The sequence below is a fragment of the Brevundimonas albigilva genome (genome assembly GCF_023503965.1).
Lineage (GTDB): Bacteria > Pseudomonadota > Alphaproteobacteria > Caulobacterales > Caulobacteraceae > Brevundimonas > Brevundimonas albigilva.
Genome location: NZ_CP097298.1, coordinates 37,418 through 53,343 on the forward strand (window position 1 = coordinate 37,418; position 15,926 = coordinate 53,343).

Below are 15,926 nucleotides of genomic sequence, written 5' to 3' on the forward strand. Positions count from 1 at the left end.
CGCGTCAGGCCGCCTCGGCCTCCAGCGCGTCGGCCTTGTCGCGGCGCATCTCGATGATGCGCACGCACCAGATCGAGATTTCGTAGAGGATGACCAGGGGCACCGCCAGCATCAGCTGGCTGATCGGATCGGGCGGCGTGACCACTGCAGCCACGACCACCACGGCGACAATGGCGTAACGCCGGCCGGCCGACATCAGCTTGGAGTTGATCAGCCCCGCCAGGCCCAGCAGTGTCATCACGACCGGCAGCTGGAAGCACAGGCCGAACGCCAGCAGCAGCGCCGTGACCAGGCTGAGATAATCCGACACCTTGGGCAGCAGATTGGCCTGGATGCCGTCGCCGACGATCTGCTGGCTCAGCGAGAACCACATCACGAACGGCAGCATGACGAAATAGACCAGCGCCGCCCCCAGCAGGAACAGCAGCGGCGCGGCGATCAGAAACGGGGCGAAGGCGCCGCGTTCGTTGCGATACAGACCCGGCGCGACGAATCGATACAGCTGCCAGGCCAGGATCGGGAACGCCACGAAGACCGCGCCGAACCCGGCCAGCTTCATCTTGGTGAACAGGATTTCCAGCGGCGCCGTGTAGATCAGGTTCACCGTCTGGCCGTCGACGTGGGGCAGCGCCTTCAGCCCCGCCGTGCCCAGGATCAGATCGACGGGCGACACATGGCCGTGCGGCCCGACCGAGGCGTAGAAGGCCTGGGCCGCCGCGAACGGCTTGACCAGGAACAGATAGATCGGTTCCGAAAAGGCGAAACACAGGATGAAGCCGGCGGCGAAGGCGATCACGCACACCAGCAGCCGGTTCCTGAGCTCGATCAGGTGGTCCATCAGCGGCGCGCGCGACGCTTCGATCTCGGCCTCGTCGCGGTCGGTCACAGCTCGGCGGCCTTCTTGCGCGGGGTCTTCCTGGCGGGAGCGGCCTTGGCCGCAGCCGAAGGGACCTTCGCCGATTTCGGCGCCGCCTTGGGCTTGGCGGCGGGCGTCTTCGCGGCGGCCGGCTTGGCCGCGGCGCGTCTGGGCTTCGGCTTGACGACGGCCGGGGGCGCCGGTTCAGCCTGCTCGGCTGCGGGGTCGGGCGCCGTCGCATCCGGCCATTCATCGGCGGCCGGCGTCATCTCCGGGACGCTGGACGTCGGCGGCGCCTCCAGCGGCTTGGTCAGTTCACTGTTGATGTCCTTGAAGGCGTTCTGCGCCTCCGGGCCCAGCGGATACATCCCCTGCCCCGTCCGCAGCGCCTCGACCTCCTTGCGCAGGTCGTCCAGTTCGGACTGGCGCGCCATCTCGTCGAAGCTGGAGCGGAACTCGTTGGCCATGGCGCGCGCCTTGGCGACCATCTGGCCGACGCGACGCATCAGCACAGGCAGGTCCTTTGGCCCCACGACAAGCAGGGCCACCAGACCGATCACGACAATTTCGAATCCCCCGATACCGGGGCCAAGCCCGCCCATGCGTCAGCCCTTGCAGACGACGATCAGCGCTTGATCTCTTCCTTTTCGGCGTCGGTGCGCGGCAGCGAGCTGACGCCGTCGTGCGGGCCGTCCTTCTTGCCGTCGTCCGACAGGCCGTCCTTGAAGGCGCGGATGCCCTTGGCGGCGTCGCCCATGATGCTGGACAGCTTGCCGCGGCCGCCGAACAGCAGGGCGATGACGACGATGACGATGGCCCAGTGCCAGATGCTCATGGAGCCCATGGCGTATTCTCCTCGCGGGGACCGATCATCGGTCCCGTCCACTATTCTTCGACCTGCATATAGGCCCAGTGATGGCCCCGCGCCAAGGGACGCTGTAGGTCTGCGCGACCATGAGTCCCTCCGATCACGTCATCATCCACACCGACGGCGCCTGCAAGGGCAATCCCGGCCCTGGGGGCTGGGGCGCGGTCCTTCAAGCCGGCGGGGGCCACGAGAAGGAGTTGTGGGGCGGCGAGGCGAACACCACCAACAACCGCATGGAGTTGATGGCCGCCATCATGGCGCTGGAAGCGCTGAAGCGGCCCTGCAAGGTCGAACTGCACACCGACAGCAAATACGTCATGCAGGGCATCACCGAATGGATGCGCGGCTGGAAGGCGCGCGGCTGGATCACCGCCGACAAGAAGCCGGTCAAGAACGCCGACCTGTGGCAGCGGCTGGACGCCGCCCGGGCGCGCCACGACGTCAAGTGGCGGTGGGTCAAGGGCCACGCCGGCCATGAACTGAACGAGCGGGCGGACCAGCTGGCGAATCGCGGCGTTGCGGAGCTGAGGGGCCGCTAGACCGCCTCCACCTCCTTGTCCGGCTCGGCGGCTTGGCGGCGGATGCGCGATCCGCTCATGACCGCGCCGAACAGGGCCGCGACGGCGGCGATCTGGAAGCCGTGGCGCACGCCCGTCTGCGGCGCCGCCGCCAGCAGGAAGGCCACCACGACCGCGCCCATCGACTGGCCCAGCACCCGGGCCGTGCCCAGGCTGCCGCCGGCGGCCCCGGCCCGCTCGCGCGGCGCCTCGGACAGCATGGCGCGGTTGTTCGGCGACTGGAAGAAGCCGAAGCCGGCCCCGCACACCGCCATGCGCCAGATCACGTCGAAGCTGGAAGAATCGGCCTCAAGGAAGCTCAGCGCCATCAGGCCGCAGGCGAACAGGCTCAGGCCGATCGCGCCCAGCACGCCGGCCGAATAGCGATCCGACAACCAGCCGGCCAGCGGCGCCGCGACCATGGTGGCCAGCGGCCAGGGCGTCATCAGCAGGCCGGTCTCGACCGCGCTGAGGCCCAGCGATCCCTGGAGGAAGAACGGCAGGGCGACGAAGGCCATCATCTGGGCGGTGAAGGAGATGACCGAGGTCGCCACCGACAGGGCGAACATCGGCCGGGCCAAGAGGTCCAGCGGGATCAGAGGCGCAGCCCGGGTCCGCTCGCGCCGGACCAGAAGGACGCCCGCGGCCAGGCCCGCGCCCACCAGACCGAACCCCAGCGCCGACGCCTCTCCGTGCGCCAGGGCCTGCATGCCGGTGATGACCAGACCGAAGGCCGCCGCGTTCAGCGCCGCGCCGGTCCAGTTCAGTCGCCGCTTCTGCAGCGGATTGTGCGGCAGGGTGAACCCCGCCATCGATACCGCCAGCAGGCCGATCGGAATGTTCAAGGCGAACAGCCAGCGCCAGTGTCCCACCGACAGGATGGCCCCGGCGATGGTCGGGCCGGCCGCCGCCGCCAGCGACACGATCACCGCGTTGATCCCCACCGCCCGGCCCAGCATCCGCTGCGGATAGGTGAAGCGCACCAGGGCGCCGTTCACGCTCATGATGCCGGCCGCGCCGAAGCCCTGGATCACCCGCGCCAGGCTCAGGCTGGCGATGGAATCGGCCATGACGCAGCCGATGGACGCCACGGTGAAGACCGCCAGTCCCGCCTGCGAAACCCGGCGATAGCCGACGATCTCGCCCAGCGAAGCCAGCGGCAGAAGAGAGACCACGATGGCGATCTGATAGGCGTTGACCACCCAGATCGACGCCGCCTCCGACGCTTGCAGGTCGTGGGCGATGGATGGCAGGGCCACATTGGCGATGGCGCCGTCCAGCACCGCCAGGGTGATGCCCAGGCCGATGGACACGATGGCCCAATACCGGCGCGGGACCGGCAGGCCGTCCTGGGCGGGCGAACGGGCGGCGGGCGGCGGGGCGGTCATGTCCGCCCAACGCGGCCGAACGGCGCCGGTTGCGTCCGGCTCGCGCGCGTCAGGACGGCGCGGGCCAGGACGGATGGCGACAGGCCGCCTCGAGTCAGGTTTGGGCCCTGACCTTCAGCAGCGAGCCGCTGACCTGGTCGACGACCACGTCCTGGCCGGCGGGCGGCGCCTCGCCCTCGATCTCGGCGGACCATTCGGCGCCCGAGACGAAGACCCGGCCGCGGCCGCCGACGAAGGCTTCCACCACCCGCGCGCGCTGGCCGACCAGGCGGCTGTCGCGGTCGTTGACGTCGGGCCCGGCGGGATTGGCCTTGCTGACCAGGCGTCGAGACAGCACGGTGGCGATCACCGTCAGCAGGGCGAAGATCGCTACCTCGGCCGCCAGGCCGGGTCGGAAGCCGACGGCGGTCAGCACCGCCACGATTCCCGCCGAGACGGCCGGCCACAGCAGCCATTCGGTCGACAGCATGGCCTCGACGGCCAGCAGCAGCACCCCTATGGCCAGCCAGATCCAGAACGGCTGGGCGACATAGAGATCGACGAGCGCATCCATCGGTCAGCCCCCTCAGGCGGTCGGCGGCACGGCGCCGCCGGCGGGACGGCGCGGCGGGCGCGGCGCGCCGGACGGCGAAAGCGCGCGGGCCGGTTCGCGCTGCTGATCCTTGGCCAGACCCACCATCTCGCCCAGGCCGGCGATGGTGCCGACCAGGGCGCCCATCTCGGCCGGCACGATGACGGTGCGCTGCTGCGGACTGCGGGCCAATTCGGCGAAGGCCTCGACGTACTTCTGCGCCACGAAATAGTTGATGGCGTTGACGTCGCCGCGGGCGATGGCCTCGGACACCATGGCGGTGGCGCGCGCCTCGGCCTCGGCCTCGCGCTCGCGGGCCTCGGCGTCGCGGAAGGCGGCTTCCTTGCGGCCCTCGGCCTCCAGAATGGCCGACTGCTTGGCGCCCTCGGCGCGGGCGATGGCGGCCTGCTTCTCGCCGTCGGCCTCGGTGATCACCGCGCGCCGCTCGCGCTCGGCCTTCATCTGGCGGGCCATGGCGTTGGTGATGTCGGTCGGCGGCGTCAGGTCCTTGATCTCGATGCGGTTGACCTTGACGCCCCACGGCTCGGTCGCGGCGTCGATGACGTGCAGCAGACGCGTGTTGATGCTGTCGCGCTGGCTCAGCACCTCATCCAGCTCCATGGAGCCGACCACGGTGCGCAGGTTGGTCATGCACAGCTGCGCGATGGCGTAGGGCAGATCGTCGACGCGATAGGCCGCCTTGGCGGCGTCCATCACCTGGATGAAGACGATGCCGTCGACCTTCACCATGGCGTTGTCCTTGGTGATGACCTCCTGGGTCGGCACGTCCAGCACCTGCTCCATCATGTTCATGCGCCGGCCGACGCGCTCGATGAAGGGCGTCAGGAAGCCGATGCCCGGCGTCAGGGTCTTGGTGTATTTGCCGAAGCGCTCGATCGTGAACTCGCGGCCCTGGGGCACGATCTTGATCACGCTGAACAGAAGGGCGATCGCCAGCAGCAGCACGACGCCGGCGAAGATTGTGGTCACGTCCATCCGATCCTCCTCATGGAGGTCGATCTACCCGCTGCACGCGAGCGGCGCCATAGAAACCGGACGCCGTTCGCCGATTATGCGCCGCCCCGATGTTGGGCGTAGGCGTCGAGACGCGCCGCGACGTCGGCCTCGAGATCGCCGTAGAACAGATTGTAGGGGCGCGCCTTCCTGCGGTCGGCCCAACTGCCCTGCTCGCGGAAGGATTCCAGGTCCGGGCGGCTGTGACGCAGCAGGCCTTCGCGGCATTGGGCCGAGACCTCGCGGGCGATCAGCGCCGGGCGCGCGCCCCATTCCAGGCCTGTGGCGTTGGTTGCGCCGCGATGCATCCGGGCGGGCGCCGGCTCCTGGCCCGTCGAGCCGGTGATCGGGTTCACGCAAAGCGCGGCGCGGCCGTTCAACTCGACCAGACGCCCCCTCTCGTCCCAGACCAGCGCGCGGCGAAGGCGCCGATGCGCGGCGCCGTCGTCGTTCTCGCCGACTTCGGACCAGGCGACCACGCAACGGGTCTGGCGCCGTGTGGCGCAGGCCGGCGTGGAGGGGGACAGGCCGTCGGCGGCCACGATGGCGTCCATCAGATAGGCCGCGACAAGCCGCGCGCGAAGCGCGGGATCCGGCGCGACCTTCTCGCGCACCAGCCGGTCCAGAAGGTCCGCGCCCTGCTCCACCCCGGCCAGGACGATGGGGCCCTCGGGATGGCGTTTCAGCCAGGCGTCGAAGGCCGCCGCCACGTCGGCGTAGGCGAAGGCGCGGGCCTCGCGCGCGTCGTCGCGCAGGGTCAGGCGGGTGTAGAGGCTGGCCTGGCGATAGCGCGGCGCGCTGACCGATCCGGCGCGAGCGAATGGCGCGGCGTAGTTGGGCAGGACCACCCGCCGCAAATAGGCGTCGGCCCCGCGGTCGCCGATTGGCGCGTTCCAGTCGTGGCCGCCGTCGAAGGTGGTGGAATGGACGAAGAAGACCGCCGCCGGTCCGGCGCCCTCGGCCCGCGCATCCAGCAGGGCCCAGGCGGACGGCTGGGAATATTCCGGCGCGGGCGGCGGCTCATAGGTCTGGAACGGCACCTGCGGGTCCAGTCCGGCCCTCAATATGTCGCCGCGCCACACCGCCACGGCCGCCGTCAGGGTCAGGATGATCGCGACGCCCGCCAGGCCGATCCATTGCCGAAACGTCAGCCGCGCCTTCATCAGCGATAAGGGTCCGGCTTGGACAGGAAGTCCTGGACATAGCGCCGGACCCCCTCTTCCAGGGGCGTCGACTGACCGCCGAAGCCCGCCGCGCGCACCCGGTCCATGCGGGCCTGGGTGAAATACTGGTACCGGTCGCGAATGACCTCGGGCATGTCGACGTAGTCGATGGCCGGTTCCCTGCCCGCCGCCGCGAAGGTCGCCCGCGCCAGGTCGGCGAACGATCGCGCCTGGCCCGAGCCGGCGTTGAACACGCCCGACACCTCTGGCGATCGCAGCAGCCAGTCCACGATGTCGACCACGTCGTCGACATAGACGAAATCCCGCAACTGGCCGCCGTCCGGATAGGCTGGATTGTGAGACCGGAACAGGCTGACGGTCTCGCCCGCCGCCACCTTGGGCCAGATCTGCGCCACTACCGACTTCATCCCGCCCTTGTGGCCTTCGTTGGGGCCATAGACGTTGAAGAACTTCAGCCCCGCCCACTGCGGCGGCGCCCGGTCCCGGTCCGCCTGGCGGACGGCGTATTGGTCGAACAAAAGTTTCGAATAACCATAGGCGTTTAACGGGCGAAGTTGAGACAGGGACTCCGCATCGTCATCGTCGTTGAAGCCCGCTTCGCCGTCGCCGTAGGTCGCCGCCGAGGAGGCGTAGATCATCCGCACGCCCCGCATTGCACCAGTCCCACAGGTCGCGCGACAGGGTGAAGTTGGTCTTCAGGATCAGGTCTGCGTCCGGCTCGGTGGTGGACGATATGGCGCCCATGTGCACCACGGCCTCGACGCGCGCGGCGTGCCGTTCCAGCTGTTCGAACAGCGCTTCCGGCGCCCACAGGTCGGCCACGGCGTGCTTGGCCAGATTGCGCCATTTGGCCAGATCGGCGGTCTCCAGCCGGTCGCACACGACCACGTCATAGGCGGTCTCGGCCGTCAGCCGCGCCACGATGTTGGAGCCGATGAAGCCGGCGCCGCCCGTCACCACGATCATTCTTGGCGTCATTGGGCGCTCCCGGTCATCTTCTCGATGGTGCGGGTGGTGGAAAACCCGTCCTTGAAATCCGCCAGGCGGACCACGCCGCCCCAGCTTTCGACCAGGTCGCCGCCCACCACCCCCTCGCGGGTGTAGTCCGAGCCCTTGATCAGCACGTCGGGCCGCAGCCGTTCGATCAGGGCGATGGGGGTCGGATCGTCGAAGCTGGTGACGCGGTCGACGCTGGCCAGGCCGCCGATGACGACGGCGCGGCTGTCCAGGTCGTTGACGGGGCGCCCCTCGCCCTTCAGCCGCCTGACCGAGGCGTCGGTGTTCAGCGCCACGACCAGCCGGTCGCACCATCCGCGCGCCTGGGCCAGATAGGCGACGTGGCCCCGGTGCAGGATGTCGAAACAGCCGTTGGTGAAGCCGACCTTCAGCCCCTGCCGGCGCCAGGCCTCGACCTCGGCGGCCAGTTCGTCCAGCGGCGTGACCTTGGCCTGGGCCGCGACGGCGTGCTGGCTCAGTTCCGCCTCGATCAATTCCGCCGGGGTGACCACGGCGGTGCCGGCCTTTCCGACCACCACGCCAGAGGCCAGGATCGCGAACTGAACCGCCGTTTCCAGCGCCGCGCCCGCGCCCAGCGCCAGACCCAGCGAGGCCAGGACGGTGTCGCCCGCGCCGGACACGTCGAACACCTCCGCGCGCGGCCCGGGAAATGCCGCACGGGTCCGCCCCGCCGCATCAGGCTCATGCCCTTGGCCGCGCGCGTCACGACCACGGCCTTGGCGGTCGTCTGGTCCAACAGGGCCGCCAGCGCCGCCTCGACCTCGGCGTCGGTCTCGACCGGCAGGCCGGTGGCGCCTGTCAGTTCCGAGGCGTTGGGCTTGATGACGTCCACGCCGCCATAGCGGGCGAAGTCGCGGCCCTTGGGGTCCACGATCACCGGCGCGCCCGTCTGGCGCGCGGTCTTCAGGGCGGCGGCGATCAGGCCGTCGCTGACCACGCCCTTGGCGTAATCCGACAGAAGAATGACCGAAGCCTCTGCAAAGGCGTCGGAATCCTCGATTTCGACGCCTGCTTCCTCTTCGTCCAGCCTCAACAGCTGCTGGCCGGCGGCGACGAAACGGGTCTTGACGATGGTGCTCGCGCCCGCCGGGCGCGCCACGAAGTCGGCCACGCGATCCTCGGCCGCGATGAGGTCGCGCAACTCCTGTCCGGCCGCATCGTCGCCGGCGACCGCGCCCAGGCGCGCCAGGCCGCCCAGGGCAGCCACGTTGCGCGCCACATTGCCGACCCCGCCGGGCATGGCCGTGGTGCGACGGGTCCGCAGCACCGGGATGGGCGCCTCGGGCGAGATGCGGCTGACCTCGCCATAGACGTAGCGGTCCAGCATCAGGTCGCCGACGCAGGCCGCCTTCAGGTCGCGCACGCGCTCCAGCAGCGTCTGCAGGGCGCCCAGATCAAGCGTATCGGACATGCCGCCCGGCCTAGAGGATTCAGGCCGCCAGCGCCACCGGCCCCTTGGCGCCGGTCTTGATGGCCAGGTCGTCGAAGGCGATCAACTGGGCCGCCAGCGCCTCGAACTGGTCCAGCGGCACCATGTTGGGGCCGTCCGACGGGGCGTGGTCCGGGTCGGGGTGGGTTTCCATGAACACCGCGTCGACGCCGACCGAGACGGCGGCGCGCGCGAGCACCGGCACGAACTCGCGCTGGCCGCCCGAGGACGTGCCCTGCCCGCCTGGCTGCTGGACGCTGTGGGTGGCGTCGAACACGACCGGGCAGCCGATCTCGCGCAGCACCGGCAGGGCGCGCATGTCGCTGACCAGGGTGTTGTAGCCGAAGCTGGCGCCCCGTTCGCAGGCCATCACGTTCGGATTGCCCGCGCCGACCACCTTGGCGATGACGTTCTTCATGTCCCAGGGCGCTAAGAACTGGCCCTTCTTGATGTTGATGGCCTTGCCGGTCGCGGCGGCGGCCAGCAGCAGGTCGGTCTGGCGGCTGAGGAAGGCGGGGATCTGCAGCACGTCGACCACTTCTCCGACCGGCCCGCACTGGGCCTCGGAATGGACGTCGGTCAGGGTCGGCAGGCCGACGGTCTCGCGGATTTCGGCGAAGATCGGCATGGCGTCCTTCAGGCCGATGCCGCGCGCGGCGCTGGCGCTGGTCCGGTTCGCCTTGTCGAAGCTGGTCTTGTAGATGATCCCGACGTTCAGCCGCGCGCCGATCTCCTTCAGCGCATGGGCCGTCTCCAGCGCGTGCTGGCGGCTTTCCATCTGGCAGGGACCGGCGATGAAGGCGATCCGGGCGCCGCCGCCGATGACGACAGGCGTCCGAAGACCTTCGGACAACGTAATGACGGCGTTGGGTCGGCTCACGGCGGTTCTCTTGCGTTGTGTTCGGGGCGCGGTTCCTGCCGCGTCCATGAGGCCAACAGGTGGCGCTCATTCAGGTTGAACGCAAGTTATCACGGAGTTCGCCCGCGTGGCCACAAAGCCCGTCATCCTCTGGTTCCGCCGCGACCTTCGGCTGCAGGACAATCCCGCGCTGAACCATGCGGCCGAGACGGGCCGGCCGATCCTGCCGGTGTTCATTCTGGACGAGGGCCACGGACGGCCGACCGGCGCGGCCTCGCGCTGGTGGCTGGACAAGTCGCTGCGCGCGCTGGACGGCGCCCTGCGCGACCGGGGCGGCCATCTGGTGTTCCGTCGCGGCGATTCGCTGGGCGAACTGCAGCAGCTGATCCGCGAGACCGGCGCCGACGCCGTGTTCATGAACCGGCTGTTCGAGCCCGACGCCTTCGACAAGGACGCCGACATCGCCCATGCGCTGAAGGCGGACGGCGTGGACTGTCACGGCTTCAACGGCGCCTTGCTTTGCCGTCCCGGCGGGGTGCTGAACGGCGCAGGCCAGCCCTACAAGGTGTTCACGCCGTTCCTGAAGGCGCTGCTGGCCCAGGCCGAGCCGCCGGGCCACATCCTGGGGCCGCGCCGCATCGAAACGCCGAAGGCGGCCAGCGAAGCCCTGGACGACTGGGGACTGCATCCGACGAAGCCGGACTGGTCCGAAGGCTTCGACTGGTCGCCCGGCGAGGCCGGCGCCTTAGACATGTTGACGGATTTCCTGTCCAAGGGACTGAAATCATACGCCGAAGGTCGCGATCATCCCGACCGGCCGGGGACCAGTCGCCTCTCTCCCCATCTGCACTGGGGGGAAATCAGCCCCTGGCGGGCCGTGACCCAGGCGAGGGACGCCGCCCTCGACGGCCACGTTCCCGCGGCCGAGGCCGAAAAGTTCATCGCCGAGCTGGGCTGGCGCGAATTCTCGGCCCACCTGCTGCGCCACTTCCCCTACATGACCGAGCGCGCCTTTCGGCCCGAGTACGACGCCATGCCCTGGCGTCACGCGCCGGCCGCGCTCGAGGCGTGGAAACGCGGCCGAACCGGCTATCCGCTGGTGGATGCGGGCATGCGCCAGCTCTGGACGACCGGATGGATGCACAATCGGGTGCGGATGGTGGTCGCCTCCTTTCTGGTCAAGCATCTGCTGATCGACTGGCGCGAGGGCGAGGCCTGGTTCTGGGACACGCTGGTCGACGCCGACCTGGGCAACAACGTCCAGAATTGGCAGTGGATCGCGGGGTCGGGCGCCGACGCCTCGCCCTGGTTCCGCATCTTCAATCCGGTCGCCCAGAGCCAGAAGTTCGACGCCCGCGGCGGCTATGTGCGCCGCTGGGTCCCGGAGCTGGCGCGCCTGCCCGACAAATGGCTGCGCGCGCCCTGGACCGCGCCGCAGGACATCCTGCGCGACGCCGGCGTGCGCCTGGGCCACGACTATCCCCGCCCGATCGTCGACCATGACGAAGCCCGCGCCCGCGCCCTGGGCGCGCTGAAGGCCGTCAGCGGTCGCGGCGACGACGCCAGCGACCGCGATTGACCCCCGCCCCCGCCCGATGAAAGATATCCGCCGATGAGCGTCGCCACCGCAGAGATCGAAGCCGTCGCCCGCCGAACGCCGCGCGTGTTCGCCATGCTGCTTCGCCTGCTCGCCGCCAACTGGACCGTGGGCCGCCTGACGGTGCGGCTGCCCAATGGGGAAGTCCAAGTGCTGCAGGGCGACAAGCCCGGCCCGCAGGGCGTGCTGGAGGTGAAGGACTACGCCTTCGCGCGGCGGGTGCTGGCCGCCGGCGACATCGGCTTTGCGGAAGGCTACATGGCCGGCGAGTGGGACACGCCTCAGCTGGCGGCCCTGCTGGAAACCCTGGTCGACAACTATGACCACATCCGCCGCCTGTTCGACGGCAACTGGCTGATGAACGCGATGAACTGGCTGGCGCATCGCCGCAATCGCAACAGCCGGGCGGGCTCAAGGAAGAACATCCACGCCCATTACGACCTGGGCAACGCCTTCTATGCGGCCTGGCTGGACGGATCGATGACCTATTCGTCGGCCCGGTTCACGCGCGACGGCGAGACGCTGGAGGCCGCCCAGCGCCAAAAATACGCGTCCCTGGCGCGGTTGATGGATCTGCGGCCCGGCATGTCGGTGCTGGAGATCGGCTGCGGCTGGGGCGGCTTCGCCGAGTTCGCGGCGCGCGAGGTCGGGGCCGTCGTGACGGGGGTGACCATATCGCGCGAGCAGCACGACTTCGCCCGCCAGCGCCTGTTCAACGCCGGCCTTTCGGACAAGGCGACGATCGAACTGATCGACTATCGCGACGTGCAGGGTCGCTTCGACCGCGTCGCCTCCATCGAGATGTTCGAGGCGGTGGGCAAGGAGTACTGGCCCGCCTACTTCGGGAAGATCCATGAGGTGCTGAGCCCGGGCGGTCGCGCCGGCCTGCAGATCATCACCATCCAGGACGCCCTGTTCGACGAGTACAACGCGCGCACCGACTTCATCCAGAAATACGTCTTTCCGGGCGGCATGCTGCCGTCGGAAGAGCGCCTGCGTCCCGTCGTGGCGGCGGCGGGACTGGCCTGGGAGGCCGTCGAACGGTTCGGCCTGGACTACGCCGAGACCCTGAAGCGCTGGGACGAGCGGTTCCAGGGGGCCTGGGCCGAGATCCGTCGCCTGGACCGTTTCGACGAGCGGTTCCGGCGGCTGTGGCGCTTCTACCTGGCCTATTGCGAGGCGGGGTTCCGTTCGCAACGGACGGACGTCGTGCAACTGGCGCTGAGCCGGGCGTGAGGCGCGCATGAGCCCCTGATCTCCGTCGACGACCTAGTCGCGCAGCTGGGTCGACCCGACCTGCGAATCCTGGACGCCAGCTGGCATCTGGACGGGCGCGACGCCCGCGCCGACTTCGAGCGGGCGCACCTGCCGGGCGCGGTCTTCTTCGATCTGGAGGCGGCGTCGGAGCCATCCAGCCCCCTGCCCCATATGCTGCCGACGCCGGATGACTTCGCCCGCAGCGTCGGCGCCCTGGGCGTGGCCGAGACGGACGCCGTCGTCGTCTATGACACCGCCGGTCTGTTTTCGGCCGCCCGCGTCTGGTGGATGTTGCGGGTCATGGGCGCCGTGTCCGTGCGGGTGTTGGACGGCGGCCTGCCCGCCTGGCGCCGTCGGGGACTTCCGGTCGAAAGCGGTCCGGTCGCGCCGACGCCGGCCCGCTTCCGGTCCGTGGCGACGCCGGCCGGCGTTGCGGACCTGGAGACGGTGCGAGACCGGCTGGCCCAAGGGGAACAGGTGGTCGACGCCCGGGGCGCGCCGCGCTTTCGCGGCGAAGCGGCCGAGCCGCGCCCGGGCGTCCGGCCCGGCCATATGCCCGGCGCGATCAACCTGCCCTACAATCGCCTGCTGAAGGACGACGGCGCGATGAGGCGCGGAGCCGACCTGGCCCGGGCCTTCGCCGACGCGGGCGTGGACGTCGATCGGCCAGTCACGACGACTTGCGGGTCAGGCGTCACCGCCGCCGTGCTGAACCTGGGCCTGGCCGAACTGGGGCGCGAGGCGGACCTCTACGACGGCTCCTGGGCGGAATGGGGCGGGCGCGCGGACACGCCCGTCCAGACCGGCTGAAGGCCCGTCAAGCCGACTTGGCCGGCGCGAGCGGCGCCGGGTCGGGCCCGTCCTGCAGGGAATCGTCGCTTTCCCCGCGAGAGACGATGGTGGCCAGCGCCAGGTCGCCGGTGACGTTCAGCGTCGTGCGGCACATGTCCAGGAAGCGGTCGACGCCCAGGATCAGGCCGATGCCCTCGGCCGGCACGCCGACCATCACCAGGATCATGGCCACGACGGGCAAAGAGCCGGCCGGAACGCCCGCCGTGCCGACGCCGCCCAGGATGCACACCAGCATCACCACCACCTGCTGCGTCAGCGTCAGGTCGATGCCGAAGAACTGCGCCAGGAACAGCACCGTCACCCCCTCGAACAGAGCCGTGCCGTTCTGGTTGGCCGTCGCCCCCACCGTCAGGACGAAGCGGGCGATCTTACGCGGCAGGTGAAGCTGCTCCTCGGCCGCGCGCAGCGAGAAGGTCAGCGAGGCGTTCGACGACGCGGTCGAGAAGGCCACGATCATCGGCTCGCGCACGCCGCGGAAGAAGGCCACCGGCGACATTCCGCCCAGCAGCCACACGACCAGCGGATAGACCACGAACATGTGGATCGCCATGGCGCCGACGGCGACGCCGACATAGGCCGCCAGCCGGATCAGCAGTTCGACCCCGAACAGGGCCGCCAGGTTGAACATCAGGCAGGCGATGGCCAGGGGCGCCAGCTTGATGAACAGGTTGATCAGCTTCATCGTGACTTCGAACAGCCCCTGGATCACCTCCTGCAGGCGGTCCGTCGCCGGGCTCTTGGCCATGACCAGGCCGATGCCGAAGAATAGGGCGAACACCATCACCGGCAGGATCGCGTTCTCGGCCGCCGCGGTGAAGACGTTGGACGGCACCAGATCCAGGAAGAAGTCGCCCAGCGAAATGCTGGTGGGGGCGTTCTCGACGATATTGGCGGCGCCCGCGCGCCCTGCTCCAGCAGCGACTGCGCCAGGGCGGGATCGACCCCGCGCCCGGGCTGCAGCAGATTGACCATGCCCAGGCCGATCACCACGGCGATGCCCGAGATCAGTATGGTCAGCAGCAGGGTCTTCAGACCCGCGCGGCCCAGCGACGCCAGGTCGCCCATCTCCGCCACCCCGATCACCAGCGCCGAGAACAGCAGCGGGATCACCATCATGAACAGCAGGCGAAGGAAGATCTGACCGATGGGGCCGGTGACGTTGGCCGTCAGCCATTCGACCCAGGCCACGTCGCTTCCCAGCGTCAGGTTCACGAACAGACCCGCGCCCAGGCCCACGACAAAGCCGATCAGCATCAGCCAGTGAAGCGGAAGCCCGCCGCGTTTCGTCTGCGTCATCTGTCCCCCGGGACCGTGTTCGAAGAGGCGGGCCTTATCGGATCGGCAGGCCGTAGATCAACCCGTTGGGCCGCGCGTTCCATTGTGCGTTCAATCCGCGCGCCAGGTCGAGGGGCGATTGCGACCCCAGGTTCCGGTCGAAGATCTCGCCATAGTTTCCGGTGGCCTGGATGGCGTCCAGGGCCCAGGTCCTGGACAGGCCCATCATCGCGCCGTAGTCGCCCTCGGCGCCCAGCAGGCGACGCACGCGCGGATCGCGGGCGTCCTTGGCCAAAGTCTCGGCGTTCTCGCGCGTTACGCCCAGTTCTTCAGCCAGGATGACGGCGTTCAGCGTCCATCGCACCACGGCGGCCCAGCGGTCGTCGCCGGGTTTGACCGCGGGACCCAGCGGCTCCTTGGACACGACGTCGGACAGGATCACGTGCTCCTGCGGATTGGACAGCACCGTCCGCGCCGCCGCCAGGGCCGAGATGTCGGCGCTGAAGGCGTCGCAGTCCTCGCGGCCGTAGACGTCGCGCGCCGCCTCCTCGGTGTCCAGCACGACCGGACGATACGCCACCCCGCGCGATCGGAAGAAGTCGTCGGCGTTGGCCTGGGCGTTCGATCCCTTCTGAACGCACACCCGCGCCCCGTTCAGTTCGGTCGCGCTGGCCAGGTTCAGCGAGCGCCGCACCAGGAATCCCTGGCCGTCGTAATAGTTGATCCCGGCGAAGACGAAGCCCTCGCCCGCGTCGCGGCTCATGGTCCAAGACGAGTTGCGCCACAGAACGTCGATCCGTCCTTCGGACAAGGCCGCGAATCGCTCGTTCGCCGTCAGCGGGACGAAGCGCACGGCGTCGGCGTCGCCGAAGATCGCCGCCGCCATGGCCCGGCAGAAGTCCACGTCGAATCCGCGCCACTGGCCGCGATTGTCGGTGTAGGCGAAGCCCACCAGCCCCTGGTGCACGCCGCAGTTCAGCCGCCCGCGACGCTTCACGGCCGCCAGGGTCGGGCTGTCCGGCAGGTCGGAGGTCGATGCGGCGGCGGGCGCGGGCGCGGGGGTTTCGGCTGGGGTTTCGGCCGGCTTTCGGTCGCAGCCGGCCAGGGCCGTCAGCAGCGCCATCGCTCCGATCGCCCAGACCCTCATCGCGTCCTGTCCTCCGCCGCTTGCGCCCGCTCCTGTTTAGAGGCCTTTAGGGCGT

The 15,926-nt window shown here is 69.6% G+C and carries 15 protein-coding genes and 2 pseudogenes; 4 read left to right on the plus strand and 13 right to left on the minus strand.

The window, feature by feature from the left end; translation table 11 throughout:
* Window positions 1–4 precede the first annotated feature (4 nt).
* From tatC to MU852_RS00215, 3 genes are read right to left on the minus strand one after another with little or no spacing between them, the layout of a single operon-like run.
* Complete coding sequence (gene tatC / locus MU852_RS00205) at window positions 5–838, minus strand: twin-arginine translocase subunit TatC (protein WP_249751992.1); 834 nt, start codon at window positions 836–838, stop codon at window positions 5–7.
* Between the two features lie 44 nt (window positions 839–882).
* Window positions 883–1,458 (minus strand): Sec-independent protein translocase protein TatB, encoded by a 576-nt coding sequence (tatB, locus tag MU852_RS00210; protein ID WP_249750569.1) that lies wholly within the window; start codon window positions 1,456–1,458, stop codon window positions 883–885.
* Between the two features lie 23 nt (window positions 1,459–1,481).
* Entirely contained in the window at window positions 1,482–1,700 is a 219-nt protein-coding gene (locus MU852_RS00215; RefSeq protein WP_249750570.1) for a twin-arginine translocase TatA/TatE family subunit, read from the minus strand.
* 110 nt (window positions 1,701–1,810) lie between these two features.
* On the opposite strand from MU852_RS00215, the gene rnhA reads away from it, so the two are divergent.
* The gene (gene rnhA, locus MU852_RS00220) at window positions 1,811–2,263 is read left to right on the plus strand and encodes a ribonuclease HI (protein ID WP_249750571.1); all 453 of its coding nucleotides are present in this window, start codon (window positions 1,811–1,813) and stop codon (window positions 2,261–2,263) included.
* Here the strand turns inward: rnhA and MU852_RS00225 are convergent.
* The 7 genes and pseudogenes from MU852_RS00225 to kdsA form a co-directional block, all read right to left on the minus strand.
* Window positions 2,260–3,669 carry an MFS transporter gene (locus MU852_RS00225; RefSeq protein WP_249750572.1) on the minus strand — a complete coding sequence of 470 codons (1,410 nt, stop codon included), beginning with the start codon at window positions 3,667–3,669 and terminating at the stop codon, window positions 2,260–2,262. The genes rnhA and MU852_RS00225 overlap by 4 nt on opposite strands.
* Window positions 3,670–3,763: 94 nt before the next feature.
* A complete protein-coding gene (locus tag MU852_RS00230) occupies window positions 3,764–4,222 on the minus strand; it encodes an NfeD family protein (RefSeq protein WP_249750573.1) in 459 nt (152 codons plus the stop codon).
* 12 nt (window positions 4,223–4,234) lie between these two features.
* Window positions 4,235–5,236 carry an SPFH domain-containing protein gene (locus MU852_RS00235; RefSeq protein WP_249750574.1) on the minus strand — a complete coding sequence of 334 codons (1,002 nt, stop codon included), beginning with the start codon at window positions 5,234–5,236 and terminating at the stop codon, window positions 4,235–4,237.
* Window positions 5,237–5,310: 74 nt separating this feature from the next.
* The gene (locus MU852_RS00240; protein ID WP_249750575.1) at window positions 5,311–6,417 is read right to left on the minus strand and encodes a DUF3089 domain-containing protein; all 1,107 of its coding nucleotides are present in this window, start codon (window positions 6,415–6,417) and stop codon (window positions 5,311–5,313) included.
* A pseudogene (gene rfaD / locus MU852_RS00245) lies at window positions 6,417–7,416 on the minus strand (ADP-glyceromanno-heptose 6-epimerase). Before rfaD ends, MU852_RS00240 begins: the two are co-directional and overlap by 1 nt.
* Window positions 7,413–8,866, minus strand: a pseudogene (gene rfaE2 / locus MU852_RS00250) (D-glycero-beta-D-manno-heptose 1-phosphate adenylyltransferase). Before rfaE2 ends, rfaD begins: the two co-directional pseudogenes overlap by 4 nt.
* Window positions 8,867–8,885: 19 nt before the next feature.
* Window positions 8,886–9,812: a 3-deoxy-8-phosphooctulonate synthase gene (gene kdsA / locus MU852_RS00255; protein ID WP_430641169.1), complete on the minus strand. Its 927-nt coding sequence runs from the start codon at window positions 9,810–9,812 to the stop codon at window positions 8,886–8,888.
* 58 nt (window positions 9,813–9,870) lie between these two features.
* On the opposite strand from kdsA, the gene MU852_RS00260 reads away from it, so the two are divergent.
* From MU852_RS00260 to sseA, 3 genes are read left to right on the plus strand one after another with little or no spacing between them, the layout of a single operon-like run.
* Window positions 9,871–11,322: a cryptochrome/photolyase family protein gene (locus MU852_RS00260; protein ID WP_249750576.1), complete on the plus strand. Its 1,452-nt coding sequence runs from the start codon at window positions 9,871–9,873 to the stop codon at window positions 11,320–11,322.
* Between the two features lie 33 nt (window positions 11,323–11,355).
* Window positions 11,356–12,576: an SAM-dependent methyltransferase gene (locus tag MU852_RS00265; RefSeq protein ID WP_249750577.1), complete on the plus strand. Its 1,221-nt coding sequence runs from the start codon at window positions 11,356–11,358 to the stop codon at window positions 12,574–12,576.
* Between the two features lie 18 nt (window positions 12,577–12,594).
* The gene (gene sseA, locus MU852_RS00270) at window positions 12,595–13,407 is read left to right on the plus strand and encodes a 3-mercaptopyruvate sulfurtransferase (RefSeq protein WP_347342408.1); all 813 of its coding nucleotides are present in this window, start codon (window positions 12,595–12,597) and stop codon (window positions 13,405–13,407) included.
* A gap of 7 nt (window positions 13,408–13,414) precedes the next feature.
* Here sseA and MU852_RS00275 read toward each other — a convergent pair whose 3' ends face one another.
* Genes MU852_RS00275 through MU852_RS00280 form a run of 3 tightly spaced genes read right to left on the minus strand, consistent with a single transcriptional unit; the run spans window position 13,415 to window position 15,871 of the window.
* The gene (locus MU852_RS00275; protein WP_283843877.1) at window positions 13,415–14,335 is read right to left on the minus strand and encodes a dicarboxylate/amino acid:cation symporter; all 921 of its coding nucleotides are present in this window, start codon (window positions 14,333–14,335) and stop codon (window positions 13,415–13,417) included.
* Window positions 14,230–14,745: a dicarboxylate/amino acid:cation symporter gene (locus tag MU852_RS17125; RefSeq protein ID WP_283843707.1), complete on the minus strand. Its 516-nt coding sequence runs from the start codon at window positions 14,743–14,745 to the stop codon at window positions 14,230–14,232. The genes MU852_RS00275 and MU852_RS17125 overlap by 106 nt, the downstream gene beginning before the upstream one ends.
* Before the next feature lie 34 nt (window positions 14,746–14,779).
* Window positions 14,780–15,871 carry an amino acid ABC transporter substrate-binding protein gene (locus MU852_RS00280; RefSeq protein WP_249750578.1) on the minus strand — a complete coding sequence of 364 codons (1,092 nt, stop codon included), beginning with the start codon at window positions 15,869–15,871 and terminating at the stop codon, window positions 14,780–14,782.
* Between the last annotated feature and the right edge of the window lie 55 nt (window positions 15,872–15,926).